The 17,013-nt window shown below is 70.0% G+C and carries 17 protein-coding genes; 5 read left to right on the top strand and 12 right to left on the bottom strand.

Annotated features, from left to right (window positions below; genetic code table 11):
* Together JNB61_RS12585 and JNB61_RS12590 are read right to left on the bottom strand one after the other, a co-directional pair.
* Positions 1–894, bottom strand: coding sequence for an aldo/keto reductase (locus JNB61_RS12585; RefSeq protein WP_220339826.1), 894 nt, complete (start codon positions 892–894; stop codon positions 1–3).
* Between the two features lie 118 nt (positions 895–1,012).
* Positions 1,013–1,480, bottom strand: coding sequence for a hypothetical protein (locus tag JNB61_RS12590; RefSeq protein WP_220339827.1), 468 nt, complete (start codon positions 1,478–1,480; stop codon positions 1,013–1,015).
* A 94-nt stretch (positions 1,481–1,574) separates the two neighbouring features.
* Between JNB61_RS12590 and JNB61_RS12595 the strand changes: the two genes are divergently transcribed.
* Positions 1,575–2,786 (top strand): saccharopine dehydrogenase family protein, encoded by a 1,212-nt coding sequence (locus JNB61_RS12595; protein WP_220339828.1) that lies wholly within the window; start codon positions 1,575–1,577, stop codon positions 2,784–2,786.
* A gap of 213 nt (positions 2,787–2,999) precedes the next feature.
* On the opposite strand, the gene mmuM is transcribed toward JNB61_RS12595, so the two are convergent.
* Together mmuM and JNB61_RS12605 are read right to left on the bottom strand one after the other, a co-directional pair.
* Positions 3,000–3,896: a homocysteine S-methyltransferase gene (gene mmuM / locus JNB61_RS12600; protein ID WP_220339829.1), complete on the bottom strand. Its 897-nt coding sequence runs from the start codon at positions 3,894–3,896 to the stop codon at positions 3,000–3,002.
* Positions 3,893–5,164, bottom strand: a complete 1,272-nt coding sequence (locus JNB61_RS12605; protein ID WP_220339830.1) for a trans-sulfuration enzyme family protein — start codon at positions 5,162–5,164, stop codon at positions 3,893–3,895. Before JNB61_RS12605 ends, mmuM begins: the two co-directional genes overlap by 4 nt.
* Positions 5,165–5,284: 120 nt before the next feature.
* Here JNB61_RS12605 and JNB61_RS12610 point away from each other — a divergent pair, with 120 nt between their 5' ends.
* Positions 5,285–5,728 (top strand): Lrp/AsnC family transcriptional regulator, encoded by a 444-nt coding sequence (locus JNB61_RS12610; RefSeq protein WP_159846281.1) that lies wholly within the window; start codon positions 5,285–5,287, stop codon positions 5,726–5,728.
* A gap of 31 nt (positions 5,729–5,759) precedes the next feature.
* Here JNB61_RS12610 and JNB61_RS12615 read toward each other — a convergent pair whose 3' ends face one another.
* Genes JNB61_RS12615 through JNB61_RS12625 form a run of 3 tightly spaced genes read right to left on the bottom strand, consistent with a single transcriptional unit; the run spans position 5,760 to position 9,597 of the window.
* Positions 5,760–7,139, bottom strand: a complete 1,380-nt coding sequence (locus JNB61_RS12615) for an aspartate ammonia-lyase (RefSeq protein ID WP_220339831.1) — start codon at positions 7,137–7,139, stop codon at positions 5,760–5,762.
* Positions 7,136–8,545: an aldehyde dehydrogenase family protein gene (locus JNB61_RS12620; RefSeq protein ID WP_220339832.1), complete on the bottom strand. Its 1,410-nt coding sequence runs from the start codon at positions 8,543–8,545 to the stop codon at positions 7,136–7,138. Before JNB61_RS12620 ends, JNB61_RS12615 begins: the two co-directional genes overlap by 4 nt.
* Positions 8,542–9,597 carry a homoserine dehydrogenase gene (locus tag JNB61_RS12625; protein WP_220288401.1) on the bottom strand — a complete coding sequence of 352 codons (1,056 nt, stop codon included), beginning with the start codon at positions 9,595–9,597 and terminating at the stop codon, positions 8,542–8,544. The genes JNB61_RS12620 and JNB61_RS12625 overlap by 4 nt, the downstream gene beginning before the upstream one ends.
* Before the next feature lie 281 nt (positions 9,598–9,878).
* Here JNB61_RS12625 and JNB61_RS12630 point away from each other — a divergent pair, with 281 nt between their 5' ends.
* The 3 genes from JNB61_RS12630 to JNB61_RS12640 are packed head-to-tail and all read left to right on the top strand — an operon-like array spanning position 9,879 to position 13,362.
* On the top strand, positions 9,879–11,402 hold the full coding sequence (locus JNB61_RS12630) for an amino acid permease (protein WP_220339833.1): 1,524 nt from the start codon (positions 9,879–9,881) through the stop codon (positions 11,400–11,402).
* 22 nt (positions 11,403–11,424) lie between these two features.
* On the top strand, positions 11,425–12,570 hold the full coding sequence (gene alr / locus JNB61_RS12635; RefSeq protein ID WP_220339834.1) for an alanine racemase: 1,146 nt from the start codon (positions 11,425–11,427) through the stop codon (positions 12,568–12,570).
* 39 nt (positions 12,571–12,609) lie between these two features.
* Positions 12,610–13,362: an IclR family transcriptional regulator gene (locus JNB61_RS12640; RefSeq protein WP_220339835.1), complete on the top strand. Its 753-nt coding sequence runs from the start codon at positions 12,610–12,612 to the stop codon at positions 13,360–13,362.
* A 12-nt stretch (positions 13,363–13,374) separates the two neighbouring features.
* Here JNB61_RS12640 and JNB61_RS12645 read toward each other — a convergent pair whose 3' ends face one another.
* From JNB61_RS12645 to JNB61_RS12665, 5 genes are all read right to left on the bottom strand, one after another.
* The gene (locus JNB61_RS12645; RefSeq protein WP_220339836.1) at positions 13,375–14,169 is read right to left on the bottom strand and encodes an IclR family transcriptional regulator; all 795 of its coding nucleotides are present in this window, start codon (positions 14,167–14,169) and stop codon (positions 13,375–13,377) included.
* Between the two features lie 133 nt (positions 14,170–14,302).
* Positions 14,303–14,893: a fasciclin domain-containing protein gene (locus JNB61_RS12650; RefSeq protein ID WP_220339837.1), complete on the bottom strand. Its 591-nt coding sequence runs from the start codon at positions 14,891–14,893 to the stop codon at positions 14,303–14,305.
* A gap of 168 nt (positions 14,894–15,061) precedes the next feature.
* Positions 15,062–15,805, bottom strand: a complete 744-nt coding sequence (locus tag JNB61_RS12655; protein ID WP_220339838.1) for an anti-sigma factor — start codon at positions 15,803–15,805, stop codon at positions 15,062–15,064.
* On the bottom strand, positions 15,792–16,343 hold the full coding sequence (locus tag JNB61_RS12660) for an RNA polymerase sigma factor (RefSeq protein WP_220288394.1): 552 nt from the start codon (positions 16,341–16,343) through the stop codon (positions 15,792–15,794). Before JNB61_RS12660 ends, JNB61_RS12655 begins: the two co-directional genes overlap by 14 nt.
* Before the next feature lie 37 nt (positions 16,344–16,380).
* Positions 16,381–17,010, bottom strand: coding sequence for a class F sortase (locus JNB61_RS12665; protein ID WP_220288393.1), 630 nt, complete (start codon positions 17,008–17,010; stop codon positions 16,381–16,383).
* Between the last annotated feature and the right edge of the window lie 3 nt (positions 17,011–17,013).

Genomic DNA, 17,013 nt, shown 5'->3' on the forward strand with positions numbered 1-17,013 from the left:
TCAGTCGTCGAAGATCCCCACCGACTCCGACAGCCGCGTGACCTCGTCCGCGCTGAGCTCGAGGTCTGCCGCCTGCGCCGAGTCGATGATGGATGCTGCGCGCCGCGCTCCCGGGATCGGGATCACGTGCGGGCCCAGCGCCAGCTCCCACGCGAGCACCGCCTGCTGTGGGCTGACGCCGTGCGCGTCGCCGACCTCGCGGAACGCCGAGAACCGGTCGCCGACGCGACGCGCTCCCCCGCCGGTGCCCCCGAGCGGGCTCCAGGGCAGGAACGCGATGTCGCGCTCCTCACAGAACCGCAGCTCGTCGATGCTCCCCGGGTGCTTCGGCGAGAACTCGTTCTGCACGCTGGCGAGGTTGCCCTCGCCGAGCACCTCGATCGCGATCTGGATCTCCTCCACGCTCGCGTTCGAGATTCCGACGGCATGGACGAGTCCGTCGTCCTGCAGCGCCTTCAGGCCGGCCATGATGTCGCCGTAGACGAGCCAGCGATCGGGACGGTGGTACTGGTAGAGCTCGATCTGGTCGACGCCGAGGATGTCGAGCGACTTCTCGACCGCGGAACGCAGGTACGCCTCCGAGCCGTCGCGGCCCCAGACCTCTCCTTCGCGGCGGGTGATGCCGCCCTTCGTCGCGACGAAGATGCTCGACGCGTCGCCGTCCCAGCTGCGCAGAGCCGCCGCGACGATGCGCTCGTTGTGCCCCATCTCGTCCCACGCCGGCGCGTAGACGTCGGCGGTGTCGATGAGCGTCACGCCGGCGTCGAGTGCGGCGTGCACGGTGGCCACCGCATCCTGGAACGACGGATACACCTTGTCGTTGTTCATCGACAGCGGCATGGCGCCGAGCCCGATCGCCGAAACCTGTCGCCCTGCCAGCGTGCGCTGCTTCATCGCATCTCCTTCTCGCATCGCACAAGACTGCCAGGGCCATGAGACACGAGGCAGGGACTGGACACCGGCCGCCACGGGCGGATACAGGCCCACGCCGCAGGCTCCGCCGGCTCACGCTTCAGCCGAGCGCTGACATCGCCTCTCGCCACAGCTCGCGCAGGCGCCGATTCGGCTCGGGCGCGATGCGGTTGCCCGAGCGGAACTGGAACCGCCACGCCACCTCAGGCACCACCACCTCGAGCACGTCGCGCGGCACGCGGTCGCTCTCGACCACGAGCTCGTCGAACGCGACATCGACGAAACTCGCCGTGCGCCGCGGGTCGGCGAAGTGCACGTCCTCGTACGGGTCCGTCAGGACGGTGCCGTGCCCGATGAGCCCGTACGACCCGCCCTGCCGCAGCAGCCACGTGTCGGTCCCGGGCTCGACCTCCTTGCGCGCGCCGACCGACCACTGCGTCACGAACGGCGTGCCGGTCGCAACGCTCGCCACAACCCCCGCGTACGTGCCGGGCCATTCATCCCACAGGCTCGGATTCCAGCCCAGGACGATGCCCGCGTCGCGCCAGTGATCGGATGCCTCCGCCATGAGCCCGACCCTAACCCGCGGAGGCGCCGCAGGGGCCGGGTCGCCCCCGCAACGGGGTTCCGATGAACTGCCGCCACGCCTACGCTCGCGTGGCATGAGGACGAACGACCGCGACCACGACATCGTCCTGCTCGGCGCCTCGGGCTTCGTCGGCAGGTACACCGCACGGCACTTGGCGCGATCCGCGCCCGACGGGGTGCGAATCGCGATCGCTGGTCGCTCCCGCGCACGCCTCACCGATGTGAAGCGCGAACTCGGCGTCGACTGGCCCGCCATCCAGGTCGACACCTCGGACGAAGCGGGCGTCGCCCGGGTCGCAGCATCCACCGCCGTCATCGCGACCACCGTCGGACCGTATCTGCGCTACGGCACGGAAGTCGCGGCTGCCTGCGCCCGCGCCGGCACGTCGTACGCGGACCTGTCGGGCGAGAGCATCTTCGTGGCGCGCAGCATCGAGCGCAATCACGCGGTCGCTGAGACCACCGGCACCAAGATCGTGCACTCGTGCGGGTTCGACTCGATCCCGTCCGACCTCGGCGTCGGTCTCGCCCACGCCGCGGCCGGAGGCGTGCCGATCGTCGCGGCGACCCTGAAGGTGCGGTCGCTGCGAGGCGGCATCAGCGGCGGCACGATCGACTCGCTTCGGCAGCAGTTGAAAGTGGCGAAGACGGATGCCTCGGCCCGCCGCCTGCTCGCGAACCCCTACGCCCTCACGCCCGGGCCGTCGGCGCGTCTACCCGGTCAGGCAGGCAGCGGCTGGGGCAAGGTGCGCGGATCCTGGCAGGCGCCCTTCGTCATGGGCTCGTACAACCAGCAGATCGTGCAGCGCAGCAACTACCTCACCGGCTGGAGCTACGGCCAGCTCATGCAGTACCGGGAGGTGGTCGCCACCGGGGGCGGACCTGCCGGCTTCGCGCGAGCGGGGGCGATCGCCCTCGGCACGGCGAGTCTCGTCGGCGCACTGGGGTTCCCGCCGACGCGGGCGGTGCTCGATCGGGTACTGCCGTCCCCCGGCGGCGGGCCCAGCGCGGACGTGATCGAGCACGGCCGCTTCGCCCTCGACGTCGACGTCTACCCGGTCGAGGGGCAGCCGGTGCGCACACGGGTCACCGCGCCGTACGACCCCGGCTACGGCGGCACCGGCGTGATGCTTGCAGAATCCGCCCTGAGTCTCGTGCTCGACAACCTCTCCGACCGCGCCGGCGTGCTGACCCCCATGGTCGCGATGGGCGAGCACCTCGCCGACCGCCTGCGCACCCACGGCTTCACGCTCGACGTCGGCCCGTTGCCGTACCCGCGCTCGTAGACCGCGCGAAGCGGGAGGAGCGCCCCGGGCCGACGAGACCCCGGGCCGGCAGCATCCCCTGCCCCGAGGACGCTGGTCCCCATGGCCCGCATCTCTTTGCCCGAGGGCCTCCTCCGTGTCGTGCGGGCCGTCGGCAGTGAAGCGAAGACGAGCGCCACGACCCGCACCGGCTGGGTGCGTACAGCGCCTGCCGCGACCGGAGAGGTCGTGCCCTCAGCCGAGCGCCCGCGCGATCGCGGCGATGGCTGCCGGGCAGACGCGACAGCAGCCGCCGATGAAACGAGCGCCCGCATCGACCCACGCCGTCGTGGGCGCGAGGTCGAATTCCGGGTCGCCGACCCACCGACGCGCAGCGCCATCCCACGTCTCGCCCGAATTGGGGTATGCGATCCCAGGCTTCCCGCTCGCTGCCGTCGCGGACCGCACGGCCGGCAGCACATCGTCGGGCGTGCAGCAGTTCACGCCCACGGCCACGATGGAATCGTGGCCGGCGGCGAGCGCGAAGGCCTCGGCCGTGGGGGTGCCGTCGCGCAGCCGGTCCCCAGAGACCGTGCAAGACAGCCAGGCGGGTATCGCGAACTCGTCGGCGAGATCGAGAAGAACCGCGACCTCGTCGAGATCCGGGATCGTCTCGAGCGCGAGCAGATCCGGCCCTGCGCTTGCCAGCAGCTCCATCCGTGGGGCGTGGAAGTCGCGCAGCGCAGCGCGGCTCAATCCGTACCGGCCGCGATACTCCGATCCGTCGGCGAGCACGGCTCCATACGGACCGACGGATGCCGCCACCAGACGCACCACGTCGCCGCCGGCTGACTCGGCCACCTCGTCGCGCACCTCACGGGCGATCCTCACGCTCCGCGTGATGAGGCCCTCGGCTTCGGCGCGCGTCAGGCCGTTGCGTTCGAACCCCGCCACGCTCGCCTGATAGCTGGCGGTCGTGGCGACCTGCGCGCCCGCGTCGAAGTAGGCGCGGTGCACCGCAGCCACCTCACCGGGCGCGTCGCGCAACAGGCGGGCGGTCCACAGTTCGTCGGTGAGATCGTGGCCGCGTTCGGCGAGGGCGTTCGACAGGCCACCGTCGAGCACGACCACGGGAGATGTCGAGGTGGTCACCGGGACATCATCTCGGATCGGGTCGAGGTCGAGTCCGCGACACGAGACTCGACGAAATACATCGACGACGGAAAGGTCGCGTCGAGGGCGGCTTGGAGATCTGCGAGCAGGTCGGAGGTCTCCTCGATGCCGACCGAGAGGCGGAGGTGGCCGAAGGTGCGGAAGGGCAGCGGGTAGGTGGCCACGCGACCGCCCTCGGTCCCGGTGTGCACGATCAGCGAGTCGTCGTGCCCGAGGGAGAAGCCCGACGTGATGAGTCGGAGGTTGGCGACGAACCGGTTCTGCGCGTCGGGATCGCCGACGACGGCGAAGGCGATCATGCCGCCGTAACCGCGACCGCCGAATTGGCGCGCGGCGAGATCGTGCTCCGGGTGAGAGGTGAGGCCTGGATAGTAGACGTACTCCACCCGTGGATCGCGCTCGAGGAACTCGGCGACGGCCTGCGCCGAGGCCATGTGCTGCCTGAGCCGCAGCGGGAGGGTCACCGACCCACGATGGATCTGCCAGGCGTTGAAGGGCGAGATCACTCCGCCGACATCGACCATGGCGTCGGCCTTGATCGGCTCGATGAGCTCGCGCGAGCCGATGACGGCCCCGCCCATCGCGTCACCGTGGCCGTTGATGTACTTCGTCAGGGAGTGGACGACGAGATCGGCGCCGTCGTCGAGGGGACGGTAGAACGGCGGCGGTGTGAAGGTCGAGTCCACCATCAAGATCGCACCGGCGGCGCGGGTGATCTCTGCGATCGCGGCGACGTCCGCCACCTTCGTGGTGGGGTTCGCGATCGCCTCGATGCAGACGAGCCGGGTGTTGGGGCGGAAGGCCGCGCGCAGGGCGTCGATGTCGCCCACGTCGACGAACGTCGCCTCGATGCCGTATCGCTGCGGCAGGAGCTCGCTCCACAGGCGCCAGGTCGCCTCATAGGTGATGTCGCTGACGATCACGTGGTCGCCGACGCGGACGTGTGTGAAGAAGACGGCGTGCAGGGCGGCGACACCGGATGCGAGCGCGACGGCGTCTTCGCCTCTCTCGAGGGCCGCGAGCTTGTCCTGCAGGCCGGCCTGATTGACGCCCGTGTTGCGGGTGTACAGCCCCGGCGCGGAGGCGGACCAGCTGATGTCGCTCGGGTCGTCAGGAAGCTCGTAGGAGTTCGCCATCACCAGCGGGGTGCGCAGCGCCTTGGTGGAGTCGAGGCGATTGCCGCCGTGCACGGCGAGGGTGAGATCTGACAGGGTCTCGGCCCGTCGGCGGTCCGGCCGTTGCGACATTGCGTTCCTTACTGTGCGGCGAAGGGGATAGGGTGCCAGGGTCGGCGACCGAATCAGGTCCCGACCTACGTTAATGTGTGCAATTGACACTCGCAATTGCTAATCGTGCACGGAGGCATTGTGCCCGGACCGCACCTGGATGACATCGACCAGCAGCTGCTCACAGCGTTGACCGCGGACGCGAGGCTGCCGATGGTCGCCCTCGCCAGCAAGGTCCACCTCTCGCGCAACGCGGTGCGCCAGCGCATCGAACGGATGGAGCGCGATGGCATCATCGCCGGTTACACCGTCGTGAGAGGCAACGCATCGCGGCCGCGCGTGACCGCGCTGGTCATGGTCTACCGCGTCGACCGGATGCGAGACGATCGGGTGATCGCCGCCTTGCGCGGCATCCCCGAGGTCGTTCGCTGCGATGTGCTGTCGGGGGCGTACGACCTCTTCGTGACGCTGGAAGCCGACTCGATGGATCGCGTCGGCCAGATCTGGGAGCAGATCGCCGCGCTGCCGGGCGTGGCCGACACCGTCACCGCGGTCTCGCTGTCGACGGCGATCGACCGGCGATGACGCTGCCGCCCGGGAGTCCGGACGGCAGCGACTAGTGAGCCAAGAGTTCGGCGACCTCTTCCCGAGACAAGGCGGTGTGCTGCGACACCGCGTCGGCGATCGGGATGCCGGTGCGAAGCGCGTCCTGGGCCGCATGTGCGGCTGCCTCGTAGCCGATCGACGGCACCAGCGCGGTCACGGCGCCCACGGACGAAGCGACGTACCGCGCGAGAACGGTCTCGTCGGCTTCGATGCCCTCGACGCAGAACCGGCGCAAGGCCGAGACGCCGTTGGTCACCCAGGCGATCGACTGCAGGAGCGAGTGCGCCATGATCGGCTCGAACGCGTTCAGCTGCAGCTGACCGCTCTCGGCGGCGACGCCGATCGTCACGTCGGCACCCATCACCGCGAAAGCGATCTGGTTCATCACCTCGGGGATGACCGGGTTCACCTTTCCGGGCATGATCGAGGATCCGGCTTGGCGAGCAGGCAGGCGGATCTCGCCGAGACCTGCCTGCGGGCCGCTGGCGAGCAGCCGGAGATCGCTGCTGATCTTCGAGAGCTTGATCGCGGTGCGGCGGAGCACGGCCGAGGACTGCAGGAGGGCGCTGACGTCCCAGCTGGCTTCGAACAGGTGCGCCGCCGGGGTCATCGGAAGGCCGGAGCGCTCGCGGAGCCGCTCCAGGGCGACATCCCGATATCCGGGCGGAGCGGTCACGCCGGTGCCGACGGCGGTGCCGCCCAGGCTGCATTCCAGCAACAGCGGCACCGTGTCGCCGATGCGCACGACGTCTTCCCGGATGGCGACCCCGAACGCGGCGAACTCGTCGCCGAGCGTCATGGGCACGGCGTCCTGCAGCTGCGTCCGGCCGATCTTGACGATGGAGCGGAACGCGGCGCCTCGCTCCTCGAACGCCAGGGCGAGCTCCTCCAGGCAGGGCACGAGCCGCAGGAGCCCCTTCGCCACGGCCATCTTGACCGCCGTCGGGTACACGTCGTTGGTCGACTGGCTCCGGTTCACGTCATTGATCGGGTGCACCACGTCGTAGCGGCCGCGCGGCAGCCCCAGGTTTTCCAGGGCGGCGTTGGCGATCACCTCGTTGGCGTTCATGTTCGTGCTGGTGCCCGCACCACCCTGGAGGACGTCGACGCAGAACTGGTCGTGCAGCTCGCCGTCCCGCACCCGCCGGCAGGCGAAGGCGATGGCTTCCGTCACGCCCGCCGGCAGAAGCCCGAGCTCGCCGTTGGCGGCGGCAGCAGCATCCTTCACCGTGACGAGGGCGCGGACGAGATCCGGATGCTGCGAGATCGGCGTGGTGCTGATCGTGAAGTTCTCCCGGGCGCGGGCCGTGTGGATGCCCCAGTAGGCCTCGGCCGGCACTTCCAGCTCGCCGAGCGAATCGCGCTCGAGCCGCGTTTCGACCGTGCTCATGCGTTGATGCAGATGACCTTGGGCTGGGTCATCTCCTCGTACGCGAATCGCACGCCCTCGCGGCCCATGCTGCCGTACTTCGCGCCGCCGAACGGCATGCTGTCGACCCGGTAATCGGAGGAGTCGTTGATCATCACTCCCCCGGCCTCGAGCTGCTCCGAAACCCGCAGCGCCCGGGTGATGTCGCGGGTGAAGGTGGCGGCGTGCAGCGCGTAGTCGATCTCGTTCGCCTGCGCGATCGCCTGCTCCTCCGTCTCGAAAGGCGACAGCACGACCACCGGCGCGAACGCTTCGTCGGCCCAGAGCTCGCAGGAGAACGGCACTCCCTCGACGACGGTCGGCCAGTACACGGCGCCCTCACGACGGTGGCCCGCGAGCACGCGGCCCCCTGCCGCCACTGCGTCGTCGACGAGCCGCTCGGCGGCTTCCGCAGACGCGACGGAGATCATCGGCCCGACGTCGGTGGCCTCCTCCCGCGGATCGCCCGCGGTGAGGGCGATCGTGCGGGCCGCGAACCGATCGCGGAACTCTTCGTACACCGCACTCTGCACGAGGATGCGCTGCGCACCCACGCAGTTCTGCCCGGCTGCCCAGAACGCACCGGACACACAGGCCTCGACGGCAGCGGGGATGTCGGCGTCGGAGAAGACGATGACCGGAGCGTTGCCCCCCAGTTCCATCGCGAGCTTCTTGAGGCCGGCGTTGCGCGCGATCGCTTCACCGGTGGCGAACCCCCCGGTGAACGACACCATGCGCACCTCCCGGGCGGAGATGAGCGCCTGCGCCAGTTCACGGTCGCCGTGCACGACCGTGATGATCTCGTCGGGCAGGCCCGCGTCGATGAGCAGGTCGACCAGGAACCGCGCGGTGAGCGGGGTCAGCTGGGACGGCTTGAGCACGACCGAGTTGCCACCGGCGATCGCCGGACCCAGCTTGTGCGCCACCAGGTTCAGCGCATCGTTGTAGGGGGTGATCGCGACGATGATGCCCAGCGGCTCACGGGTGAACCAGCCGCGCCGGTTCTCCGAGCCCTCGAACGCGTCGAACGGGACGACTTCGCCCGAGTCGGAGCGGGCCGCGTCGGCGGACAGCGAAAGGGTCATGACCGCACGGGCGACCTCCTTCCGCGCCTGGCGGATGGTCTTGCCCGCCTCCCGCACGATCAGGTCGGCGGCGGTCTCGGCCCGCTCGCCCAGCAGTGTGGACGCGCGCTCGAGGATCTTGTGCCGCGAGAACCGCGACAGCGAACGCGACAGCTGGAACCCGGTGCGAGCGCGCTCGAGGATCCCGTCGAGCTGGCCCGGTCCGTTCTGCGGGACGGCACCGATGACTTCGCCATCGAATGGGCTCGTGACGACCAGGTCTGGGTACCCCGCGATGATCGGTGCGCTCTCCACGATGCTCATCGGACGGCCTCGACGCGAGCGCGCTGGTGGGCGTCGATCGCGATGATGTCGGACAGCAGCGCGTAGGCGGTCTCGATGCGCCCCGCTCCGGGGCCCGAGACGGTCACGGTGCCGAGCAGATCGGTGTCGAACGAGACCGCGTTCGTCGGACCGCTGACGCTGGCGAGCGGGTGGGTGAGCGGCAACGCCACCGGCTCGACCTTGGCGGTGACCGTTCCGGCGGCGTTGCGGAACGCCGACCCGATCAGCTTGTAGCGCTTGCCCTGCGCGGCGGCGTCGATGATGTCGGCGGCCGAGACCTCGGAGATGCCCCGCCGGGTCACGTCGGCCGTGGTGATGTCGGCACCGAGGAGCTCGTTGGCCAGGATCACGACCTTCAGCTGCACGTCGGAGCCTTCGATGTCGGCCGTCGGGTCGGCCTCGGCGTAACCGAGAGCCTGGGCCTCGGCGACGGCGGCGTCCAGCGTCATACCGGACTCCATCTGACCGAGCACGTAGTTGCTCGTGCCGTTGAGGATGCCTTCGACCGCGTTGATGCGCAGTCCCTTGAGCGTCTCGGACGCGAACCGCAGGATCGGTGTTCCGCTGACCACCGAACCCTCGTACTGGAAGGTGACGCCGTTCGCTGCCGCGAGACGGTTCAACTCGAGCCCGCCCAGGGCGACCGGCCCCTTGTTCGTCGTGGTCACGCTCTTGCCGCTTTCGAGCGCGGCGCGCACGTGCGAGATCCCCGGCTCGCCGTCGATCGGGTTGGTGAAGGTGGCCTCGACGACGATGTCGGCCGTGCTGTTGCGGATGACGTAGTCGTTCTGCGGCGCCGCCGTTCCACCCGGCTTGCCCGCGAAGGTCTCGCCGGCCGACATCGCGAACACGTCGGCCAGGTCGATGCCCTCGGCCTGCATGAGGGACCCCAGTCGGAGGTCGGTGATGGCGACGACTCGCAGGCTGAAGCCGAGGTCGTCGGCGAGTTCGTCGCCGCGGTCGAGGATGATCTGCGCCAACGCACGGTTGACGCCGCCGAAGCCGATCAGCGCGATGTCATGACGGTCCACGTCGAGCTCCTTCAAGAGGTTCGGGAAGAGGTTCGACTCAGCATCTCGGGCGGTCGCGTCAGTGCGCGCCTGCCAGATCGCTCGGGCAGGATGTCAGATTGACCGCCGCGCAGGACGTCTGCCCGAATCACCCTCGCGAGTCGCGAAGTTGCGCGGCCGCCTTGTGCACCGGTCCCGCGCCCGGTAACGTGCCCGACACATCATGCGTGCACCATAGACACATTGTTGTGATGATGTGGCACAGTTCCTGACACCTGATTTCACCCCGAATGCGAGAAGCCATGAGCCCGCTGCCCCAAGAGAGTGCGCTTCCGAACGCCCTCCCCCACACCACCGCGACCCAGGTGCCGCTGCGACGACTGCAGCGTTCCATGGACGCGCGACACCTGATCATGATCGCCCTCGGCGGCGTGATCGGATCAGGGCTCTTCCTGAGCTCCGGCTACACCATCAGCCAGGCCGGCCCGCTGGGGGCGATCATCGCGTACCTCATCGGCGCGTTCGTGGTCTGGCTGGTGATGGCGTGCCTCGGCGAACTCGCGCTCGCCTATCCCGTCTCGGGCGCCTTCCACATCTACGCGGCACGCTCCATCGGCCCCGCCACCGGCTTCACCACCGCGTGGCTCTACTGGCTGTGCTGGGTCGTCGCGCTCGGCTCGGAGTTCACGGCATCCGGCATCCTCATGCAGCGCTGGTTCCCCGGCGTCGACGTGTGGGTGTGGTGCCTGATCTTCGCCCTCGGTCTCTTCACCATCAACGCCATATCGGCGCGGGTCTTCGGTGAGACGGAGTTCTGGTTCTCGCTGATCAAGGTGGTCGCGATCGTCGCGCTCATCGTGTTCGGCGGCATGGCGATCTTCGGTTTCACGCCGCTGTCGAGCGAACACCCTGCCGCCCCGCTGTTCAGCAACTTCGTCACGCCGGAAGGCCTGTTCCCGAACGGCGTCGCCGGCGTCGTCGTCACTGCGCTCGCGGTCTTCTACGCGTTCAGCGGTTCGGAGCTGATCGGCGTCGCCGCCGGTGAGACCAAGGACCCGGGCAAGAACATCCCCAAGGCCATCCGATCGACCGTCCTCCGGCTGCTGATCCTGTTCGTCGGGTCGATCACGGTGATCGCGGCGCTTCTGCCCTACGAGGACGCGGGCCTCACCAGCAGCCCGTTCGTGGACGTGTTCGAGTACGTCGGCATCCCGTACGCCGCCGACATCATGAACTTCGTCATCATCACGGCGCTCCTCTCCGCCGGCAACAGCGGTCTGTTCTCCTGCGCCCGCATGCTCTTCTCGCTCGCCGAAGAAGGCCACGCGCCGCGGGCGCTGCAGCGCCTCACCCGCCGGGGGATCCCGCTGGTCGCACTCACCGTCAGTCTGGCACTGGGCCTGGTCTCGCTGATCTCCAGCGTGATCGCGCCGCAGACCGTCTACCTGGTGCTGGTGTCGATCGCCGGATTCGCCGTGGTCGCCGTGTGGATGTCGATCGTTGCCTCGCAGTTCTTCCACCGCCGGCGGTTCGTGCGCGAAGGCGGCGACATCACCACGCTGCCGTACCGCACGCCGCTGTACCCGGTGCTCCCCATCCTCGCCTTCGTGCTGCTGTCGATCTCGCTCGTGGCGATCGCTTTCGACCCGAACCAGGTCGCCGCCCTGTACTTCGGAGTGCCGTTCGTCGGCCTCTGCTACCTGTACTTCTGGTGGCGCTACGGACGCCGCGGCGCGCGCCGGGTCGTCGCGGTGTCGGAGGAAGCGTTCGTGGACGAGGCGGACGACCCCGCCGCCGAGGAACCCGTCCGCCGACCTCGCGGCTAACACGGAAACGGAGGCTGCGCCGATGAGCACGTCGCCTGCTCGGGTCGAGATCGACGCCGGCGCGATCGCGCACAATCTCGACCTCGTACGCGGCGAGCTCGGACCTGCCTCGCGGCTGTGCGCCGTGGTGAAGGCCGACGCCTACGGACACGGCATCTCGGTGACGCTTCCGATCGTGATGGCGGCGGGCGTCGACGTCATCGGGATCACGTCCAATCCGGAGGCCGACGAGGCGCGCCGGCTGGGCTTCGCCGGACGCATCATCCGGTTGCGGGCGGCGCTGCGGGAGGAGATCGAGGACGCGGGCCGGCTCGACATCGAGGAGTGGGTGGGCGGCGGCGATCACGCGCATGCCGTGATCGCTGCCGCCCGCTCGCTCGGGCGTCCCCTCCGCATCCACCTCTCCCTCAATTCCACGGGACTCTGTCGAGACGGAATGGACTGGGGCGACCCGCAGTCGGAGGCCCACCTTCGTCGCATCGCGGCGAGTCCCGAGCTGAGCGTCGTCGGGATCTGCTCGCACTTCCCGTGCGAGGACGCCGATGATGTGATCACCGGCGCCCGCACGTTCCGGGATCAGGCGGGTGCGGCAGAGCGGCTGCTCGGCGCTCCTCGCGGGCTCTTGGAGAAGCACTGTGCGACCTCGTACGCGGCGCTGAGCGTGCCCGGCTCGCGTATGGACATGGTGCGGATCGGCGCGGCGCTCTACGGGGACACATCAGCTGCAGCCCCCCGGCTCCGGCCGGCCATGCGGCTCGTCTCCCGCATCGCGGCGATCAACCCGTACCCCGCCGGCAGCACCATCGGATACGACCGAGCCGGACGACTCGACCGCGCCGGCCGACTGGCCGTCGTGCCTCTCGGGTACGCCGACGGCTACCCGCGGACACTCGGTGGCCGCGCCGGCGTGCTTGTGCGCGGCGTGTTCGCGCCGGTGGTCGATCGGCTCGCCATGAACAGTCTGATCGTCGACGTCACCCACGTGCCCACGGCCGGCGCCGGAGACGAAGTGGTACTTTACGGACGACAGGGATCGGCACAGATCAGCTCGGCCGACATCGAGCGGGCGAGCGGCACGATCGCCGCCGCCGCGTACACCGCGTGGGGTCGGCTGAACCCACGGGTCGTCGTCAACGTGCCGGTCTCCGAGCCGACTCCCACTCCGTGACGCGACGGTGACCGTCCCCGGCCCAGAAAGCACCGAACCATGAGCGCTCCCTCCTCGCTGCTGCAGGGCATCGCGCTGCTCGACGCGGCGGTGGTGCAGGAGCGATCCGGGCGCCAGGGCCACAATGCATCCCGCCTTTCGGAGGCGACGGGGATCGAACGCAGCCGCGTCTCGCGTCTGACCCGGGAACTGCTCGACCTGGGATATCTCGAGCGCGACGACACTGCGGTCTTCCACGCCGGTGACGAGTACTTCCGTGCCGCCGGTGCGCTGAGCCGGCCGTGGCTGCGCGCGGCCCGGGAGGACCTGCGCGTCCTCGCCTCCCGGCTGGGAGTCTCGGCGCAGCTGATGGCGGCCGAGGGGCCCGGCGCGATTCTGCTGCGCTCCGAGAAGGGTCCCGGGGTGTCCGCCGACTACCTCCGCCCGGGCATCGTGACCCCCATCTGGTGCACGGGTCCCGGCAGGGCGCTGCTCTGGGACCACACCCGTGAAGAGCTCCAGGTCCTCCTCGACGACGTCCAGTTCGTCGGCGTCGGTGGTCCCGGTGCGGCGCGGTCGGTCGACGAGCTCCACGGGCTCCTCGAACGGGACCGGGAGCGCGGGATGGTGGACGCGCACGAGGAGTACGTCGAAGGCGTGCAGGAGTACGCGCTGCCGATCCGCGATGACCAGGGCATCGTGGCATCCATCGGCGTCAGCGGCGCGGCTCTCTCGGCGCGTCGTGTGCGCGAAGCGCGGGGCGCGCTTCACGATGCCCACGCGCACCTGACCCGGCTCGTCCAGGAGCCGTGACGCAGAGCGGGCTCAGCCGGCGCGTGCGGCAGCGGCGCCCAGCGCCATCGACAGGCGCCGCGCTGCGTCGACGCACGCCGCACCCAGGGCCTCCGACCTCGGCTCCAGCCTGGGGCGCTCCCCCACGATCTGCAGGCCCGCGATGACCTCGCCGCGAAAATCCCAGACCGGCGCCGACACCGAGTACAGCCCCGGCTCGGCCTCCTCCGCCACGATCGCGTAACCCCTGGCCCGCGCCTCGGCCAGCCGCGTCAGGAACTCGTCGACCGACGTGGCGGCGTTCGGGCCCGTGCCTCGGAACTCGGTGCGGCTGAATACTCCGCGGATCTCGTCGTCCGAGGCATCCCACAGCACCGCCTGGCCTGCGTCACTGCAGAACGCCGGGTACCCGCGGCCGATCCAGGAACCGATCATGCGCGCGGCGGCTGGCACGCTCTCGACGACGGTGACCGTCGCGTCTCCGGCCAGGACGCCGAGAAAGCATGCCTCGCCGACGGTCGCGGAGAGGTCGTCGAGGATCGTGAGTCCTTCGCTGCGCAGGCGCCGGTCGACCAGCTGCTCCGCCGCCGCATACCAGCCCCACGACAGGCGGTATCGCCCGTCCGGACCCCGCGTCACGAGCCGCTCGGCTGCCAGTGCGGCGAGGGTGCGCGAGATCTGCGAGCGGTCGCGCTGCAGCTCACGGGCGATGTCCTGGACGGATGCGCCGTACGCACTCGACGCCGAGAGCCGGGCGACGCAGGACAGCACGTCGATCCCTCGACCCATGCTGGTGCGCTCGGGCACGAGATCCTCACGAAGCGACACAAGGAGAGGATATCCAGCGGATCCGAGGCGTGTCCTCGAGACCGCCTTCCGGCCGCGACTGCGCGGGTGACGCGCGGCGCCGTGGTGGGCCACGCCCGGTCAGCGAGGCCCACCACGGCGCGGCCGCCGTTCGTCAGGGCGCCGGAACCAGCACGCGGTCGATCGTGTGGATCACGCCGTTGGTGGCGGGGATGTTGATCGCCCAGACCACCAGCCTCGGGTCGGCGAGGGCGGGCGTCTCGTCGCGCAGCTTGATTCCGCGCGGCTCGACCACGCCTGCGTTGGCCATCGTCAGCGAGCCCGCGGTGATGATCTGCACGAAGCCGAGCTTCTGCCCCGCGACGACGTGGTACAGCAGGACGTTCGCGATCTGCTCGCCGGTGAACGTCGAGGTGATGGCCGCCAGCGCGTCAGCCTCGCTGGCCGGCGCTGTGCCGGTGAGGTCGGTCACGAGCCGCAGGAACGCGCGGTCGTTCGGCGCGAACAGCGTGTAGGTCTTGCTCGTATCGGCGAGCGGGCCATTCAGGCCGGTGGCGAGCACCGCCTGGACGAGGATGTCGTAGTCCCACGGGTTGTCATCGGGGGTTCCGCCGCCGGAGGCGGCGACCGCGACGTCGACGACCGTGCCCGTGGGGGTGGAGCCGCCGTGGGCTTGTGCGGGCGTGGCCGTGAGGACGAGCGCCAGCGCGGCGACGGCCGCGACGGCCAGGCGAGACTTCTTCATGGTTCCGATCTCCTTCGATGCGATGCCCGGCACGGTCCGAACGGAGGGTGCCATAGGGGTATTCGCCCGGAGACGAGGAGTTGGATGCGGCGGCCGAGAGTTCGTGCTCAACTCCGACATGGCGAGCTCAGGACGGAGCACGCCCGCGCGCCCGAGCCGCGCAGGAGGTCAGCTGAAGTCGAGCTGCCCGCGGACGATGGAGTCGCCGGAGTGGGCGGGGTTGCCGTCGAGCGGCTCCTGCGAGACGTCGACGAGCACGTAGTCGCGCAGGTCGACGTCTTCCGGCACCACGAACGTCCCCTTCTTCCCGTCGAGCTCGCCGAGGCTCACCAGGTCGGAGGCATCCGCGGTGATGAGCCAGACCTCGCGGAACCCGTCGCTCTCGTCGACGTCGTCGAGGCTCACCGTGAGCGTGCGCTCGCCGTCCGAGAGTTCGGTGACCCGGGCGGTGCCGGCCGCGCCGGGGTGAGCCGGGAAGGCATCGAGGGTCGCCGACGCGATCTCGACCGGCTGCGTCGTTCGAACGAGGTTCCACACGCCGGCGATCGCCAGCACCACGGCGATGCTCGCGGCCAGGGCGAACAGCATCCGTCCCCTCCGCGGCTTGCGGCGCGGTTCCGGCTGATTCTCCGGGGCAGCCGGCGGAGAGACCACGGGAGCATCGGGAGGGATCCGGGATGCCGCGACCTCCGGCTGCGACCGGACCTCGTCGAGGATGCGATCCCAGACCCGCTCCGGCGGCGTCTCGAGCTCACCCAGGCTCACGGTGGAGCGGCCGACCGCGACCGTGTGCTCGAACTCTGCCAGCTCGAGCGAGCAGACGTCGCACGTCGCGAGATGGGCGGTCTCCGCATCCGTCGGTGCCTCTCCGACGGCGACCAGCGCCAGGCGCTCGGGGTCAAGATGCGACATGGGGCACCTCCAATCGGTCGCGCAGGCGGGTGAGACTTCGGCGGATGTGACTCTTCACGGTACCCAGCGGCATGTCGAGACGCGTCGCGATCTGCTGATGGGTGAGGTCGTCGTAGAACGCGAGGCGCACCACGCGCTGCGCGTCGGGCTCGAGGCGGTCGATCTCGTCGGCGAGCAGCAGCCGGTCGCCGAGGTCGATATCGGACGACACCGGCTCATCGGTGACGGCGAAGCGCTGCAGCTTCTCCTGCAGCTCGCGCACACGCCGGCGCGCGTCGAGGGTGTCGGCGATGCGACGGCGGGTGATCGTGACGAGCCAGGTCGACAGCCGGCCCTTGGCCGGGTCGTATGAGGCGCGCGAGGTCCAGGCCGAGACGAACGTCTTCTGCGTCACGTCCTCGGCATCCCCTCTGTCGCCGAGCACCCGCAGGGCGAGGGTGAACACGATCGGCGACCAGCGGCGGTAGATCTGCTCGAGGGCGCGCTCGTCGCCGGCGGCGAACCGGCCGCACAGCTCGCGCTCTTCCTCGTCGTCCACGCTGATTCCCCTCTGTTCGTCCGGCACCGTTGCCGGCTCACGTGGTCGGGGTCGCGATCGCGACCACGTTATCGGCGTAGCGGCCTGTGCGGGAGTCGAACTCCCCGCCGCACGTGATCAACACGAGATTGCGCGCCCCCGATCGGGCGAACAAGTCGTTGACCGGCAGGTCGGCCTTCGGGTAGTAGGTGACGCTCTGCACCGCGTAGCGGCGCGTATCCCCCGCGGCATCCGTCACTTCCACCACCTCCCCGACTGCGAGATCGCGCAGCCGGCTGAACGGGCCGATCGGGTACTCGGGCGAGTCGACATGGGCCGAGATCACGACATTGCCGTCGGATGCGGCGGGGTCGGCGCCGAAGCGGTACCACCCTCCGATCGCAGGGTCGGCCGGCAGCTCCATGAAGCCGCCGGTCTCCACGCCGACGGGCACCACGGGCATGTCGACGTCGATGGGGGCGGCGACCACCCTGACAGGCGGCACCGGCCGCCGTGCGGGAGACGGGGTGGCCGCCGCGATCGGCACCTCGACGGCGGGCGTGGGGAGCGCCGTCGCCGTCGCAGAAGGTGCCGGCGCCGACGGGGCGGCCCCTGGGGGCGAGCCGCACGCCGTCAGCGCGAGGGCGATCGCAAGGGAAGCTCCGACCCCTGCGACCGCCCTGGCCATCTT

This window comes from Microbacterium ureisolvens (assembly GCF_019511645.1).
In the GTDB taxonomy this organism is placed as follows: Bacteria; Actinomycetota; Actinomycetes; order Actinomycetales; family Microbacteriaceae; genus Microbacterium; species Microbacterium ureisolvens_A.

Bases quoted from the DNA above. Each gene is read 5' to 3' on its own strand.
- JNB61_RS12590 (WP_220339827.1), bottom strand. From the start codon at position 1,480: ATGGCGGAGGCATCCGATCACTGGCGCGACGCGGGCATCGTCCTGGGC.
- JNB61_RS12595 (WP_220339828.1), top strand. From the start codon at position 1,575: ATGAGGACGAACGACCGCGACCACGACATCGTCCTGCTCGGCGCCTCG.
- JNB61_RS12650 (WP_220339837.1), bottom strand. From the start codon at position 14,893: ATGAAGAAGTCTCGCCTGGCCGTCGCGGCCGTCGCCGCGCTGGCGCTC.
- alr (WP_220339834.1), top strand. From the start codon at position 11,425: ATGAGCACGTCGCCTGCTCGGGTCGAGATCGACGCCGGCGCGATCGCG.
- JNB61_RS12630 (WP_220339833.1), top strand. From the start codon at position 9,879: ATGAGCCCGCTGCCCCAAGAGAGTGCGCTTCCGAACGCCCTCCCCCAC.
- JNB61_RS12655 (WP_220339838.1), bottom strand. From the start codon at position 15,805: ATGTCGCATCTTGACCCCGAGCGCCTGGCGCTGGTCGCCGTCGGAGAG.
- JNB61_RS12585 (WP_220339826.1), bottom strand. From the start codon at position 894: ATGAAGCAGCGCACGCTGGCAGGGCGACAGGTTTCGGCGATCGGGCTC.
- JNB61_RS12615 (WP_220339831.1), bottom strand. From the start codon at position 7,139: ATGAGCACGGTCGAAACGCGGCTCGAGCGCGATTCGCTCGGCGAGCTG.
- JNB61_RS12605 (WP_220339830.1), bottom strand. From the start codon at position 5,164: ATGTCGCAACGGCCGGACCGCCGACGGGCCGAGACCCTGTCAGATCTC.
- JNB61_RS12665 (WP_220288393.1), bottom strand. From the start codon at position 17,010: ATGGCCAGGGCGGTCGCAGGGGTCGGAGCTTCCCTTGCGATCGCCCTC.
- JNB61_RS12620 (WP_220339832.1), bottom strand. From the start codon at position 8,545: ATGAGCATCGTGGAGAGCGCACCGATCATCGCGGGGTACCCAGACCTG.
- JNB61_RS12640 (WP_220339835.1), top strand. From the start codon at position 12,610: ATGAGCGCTCCCTCCTCGCTGCTGCAGGGCATCGCGCTGCTCGACGCG.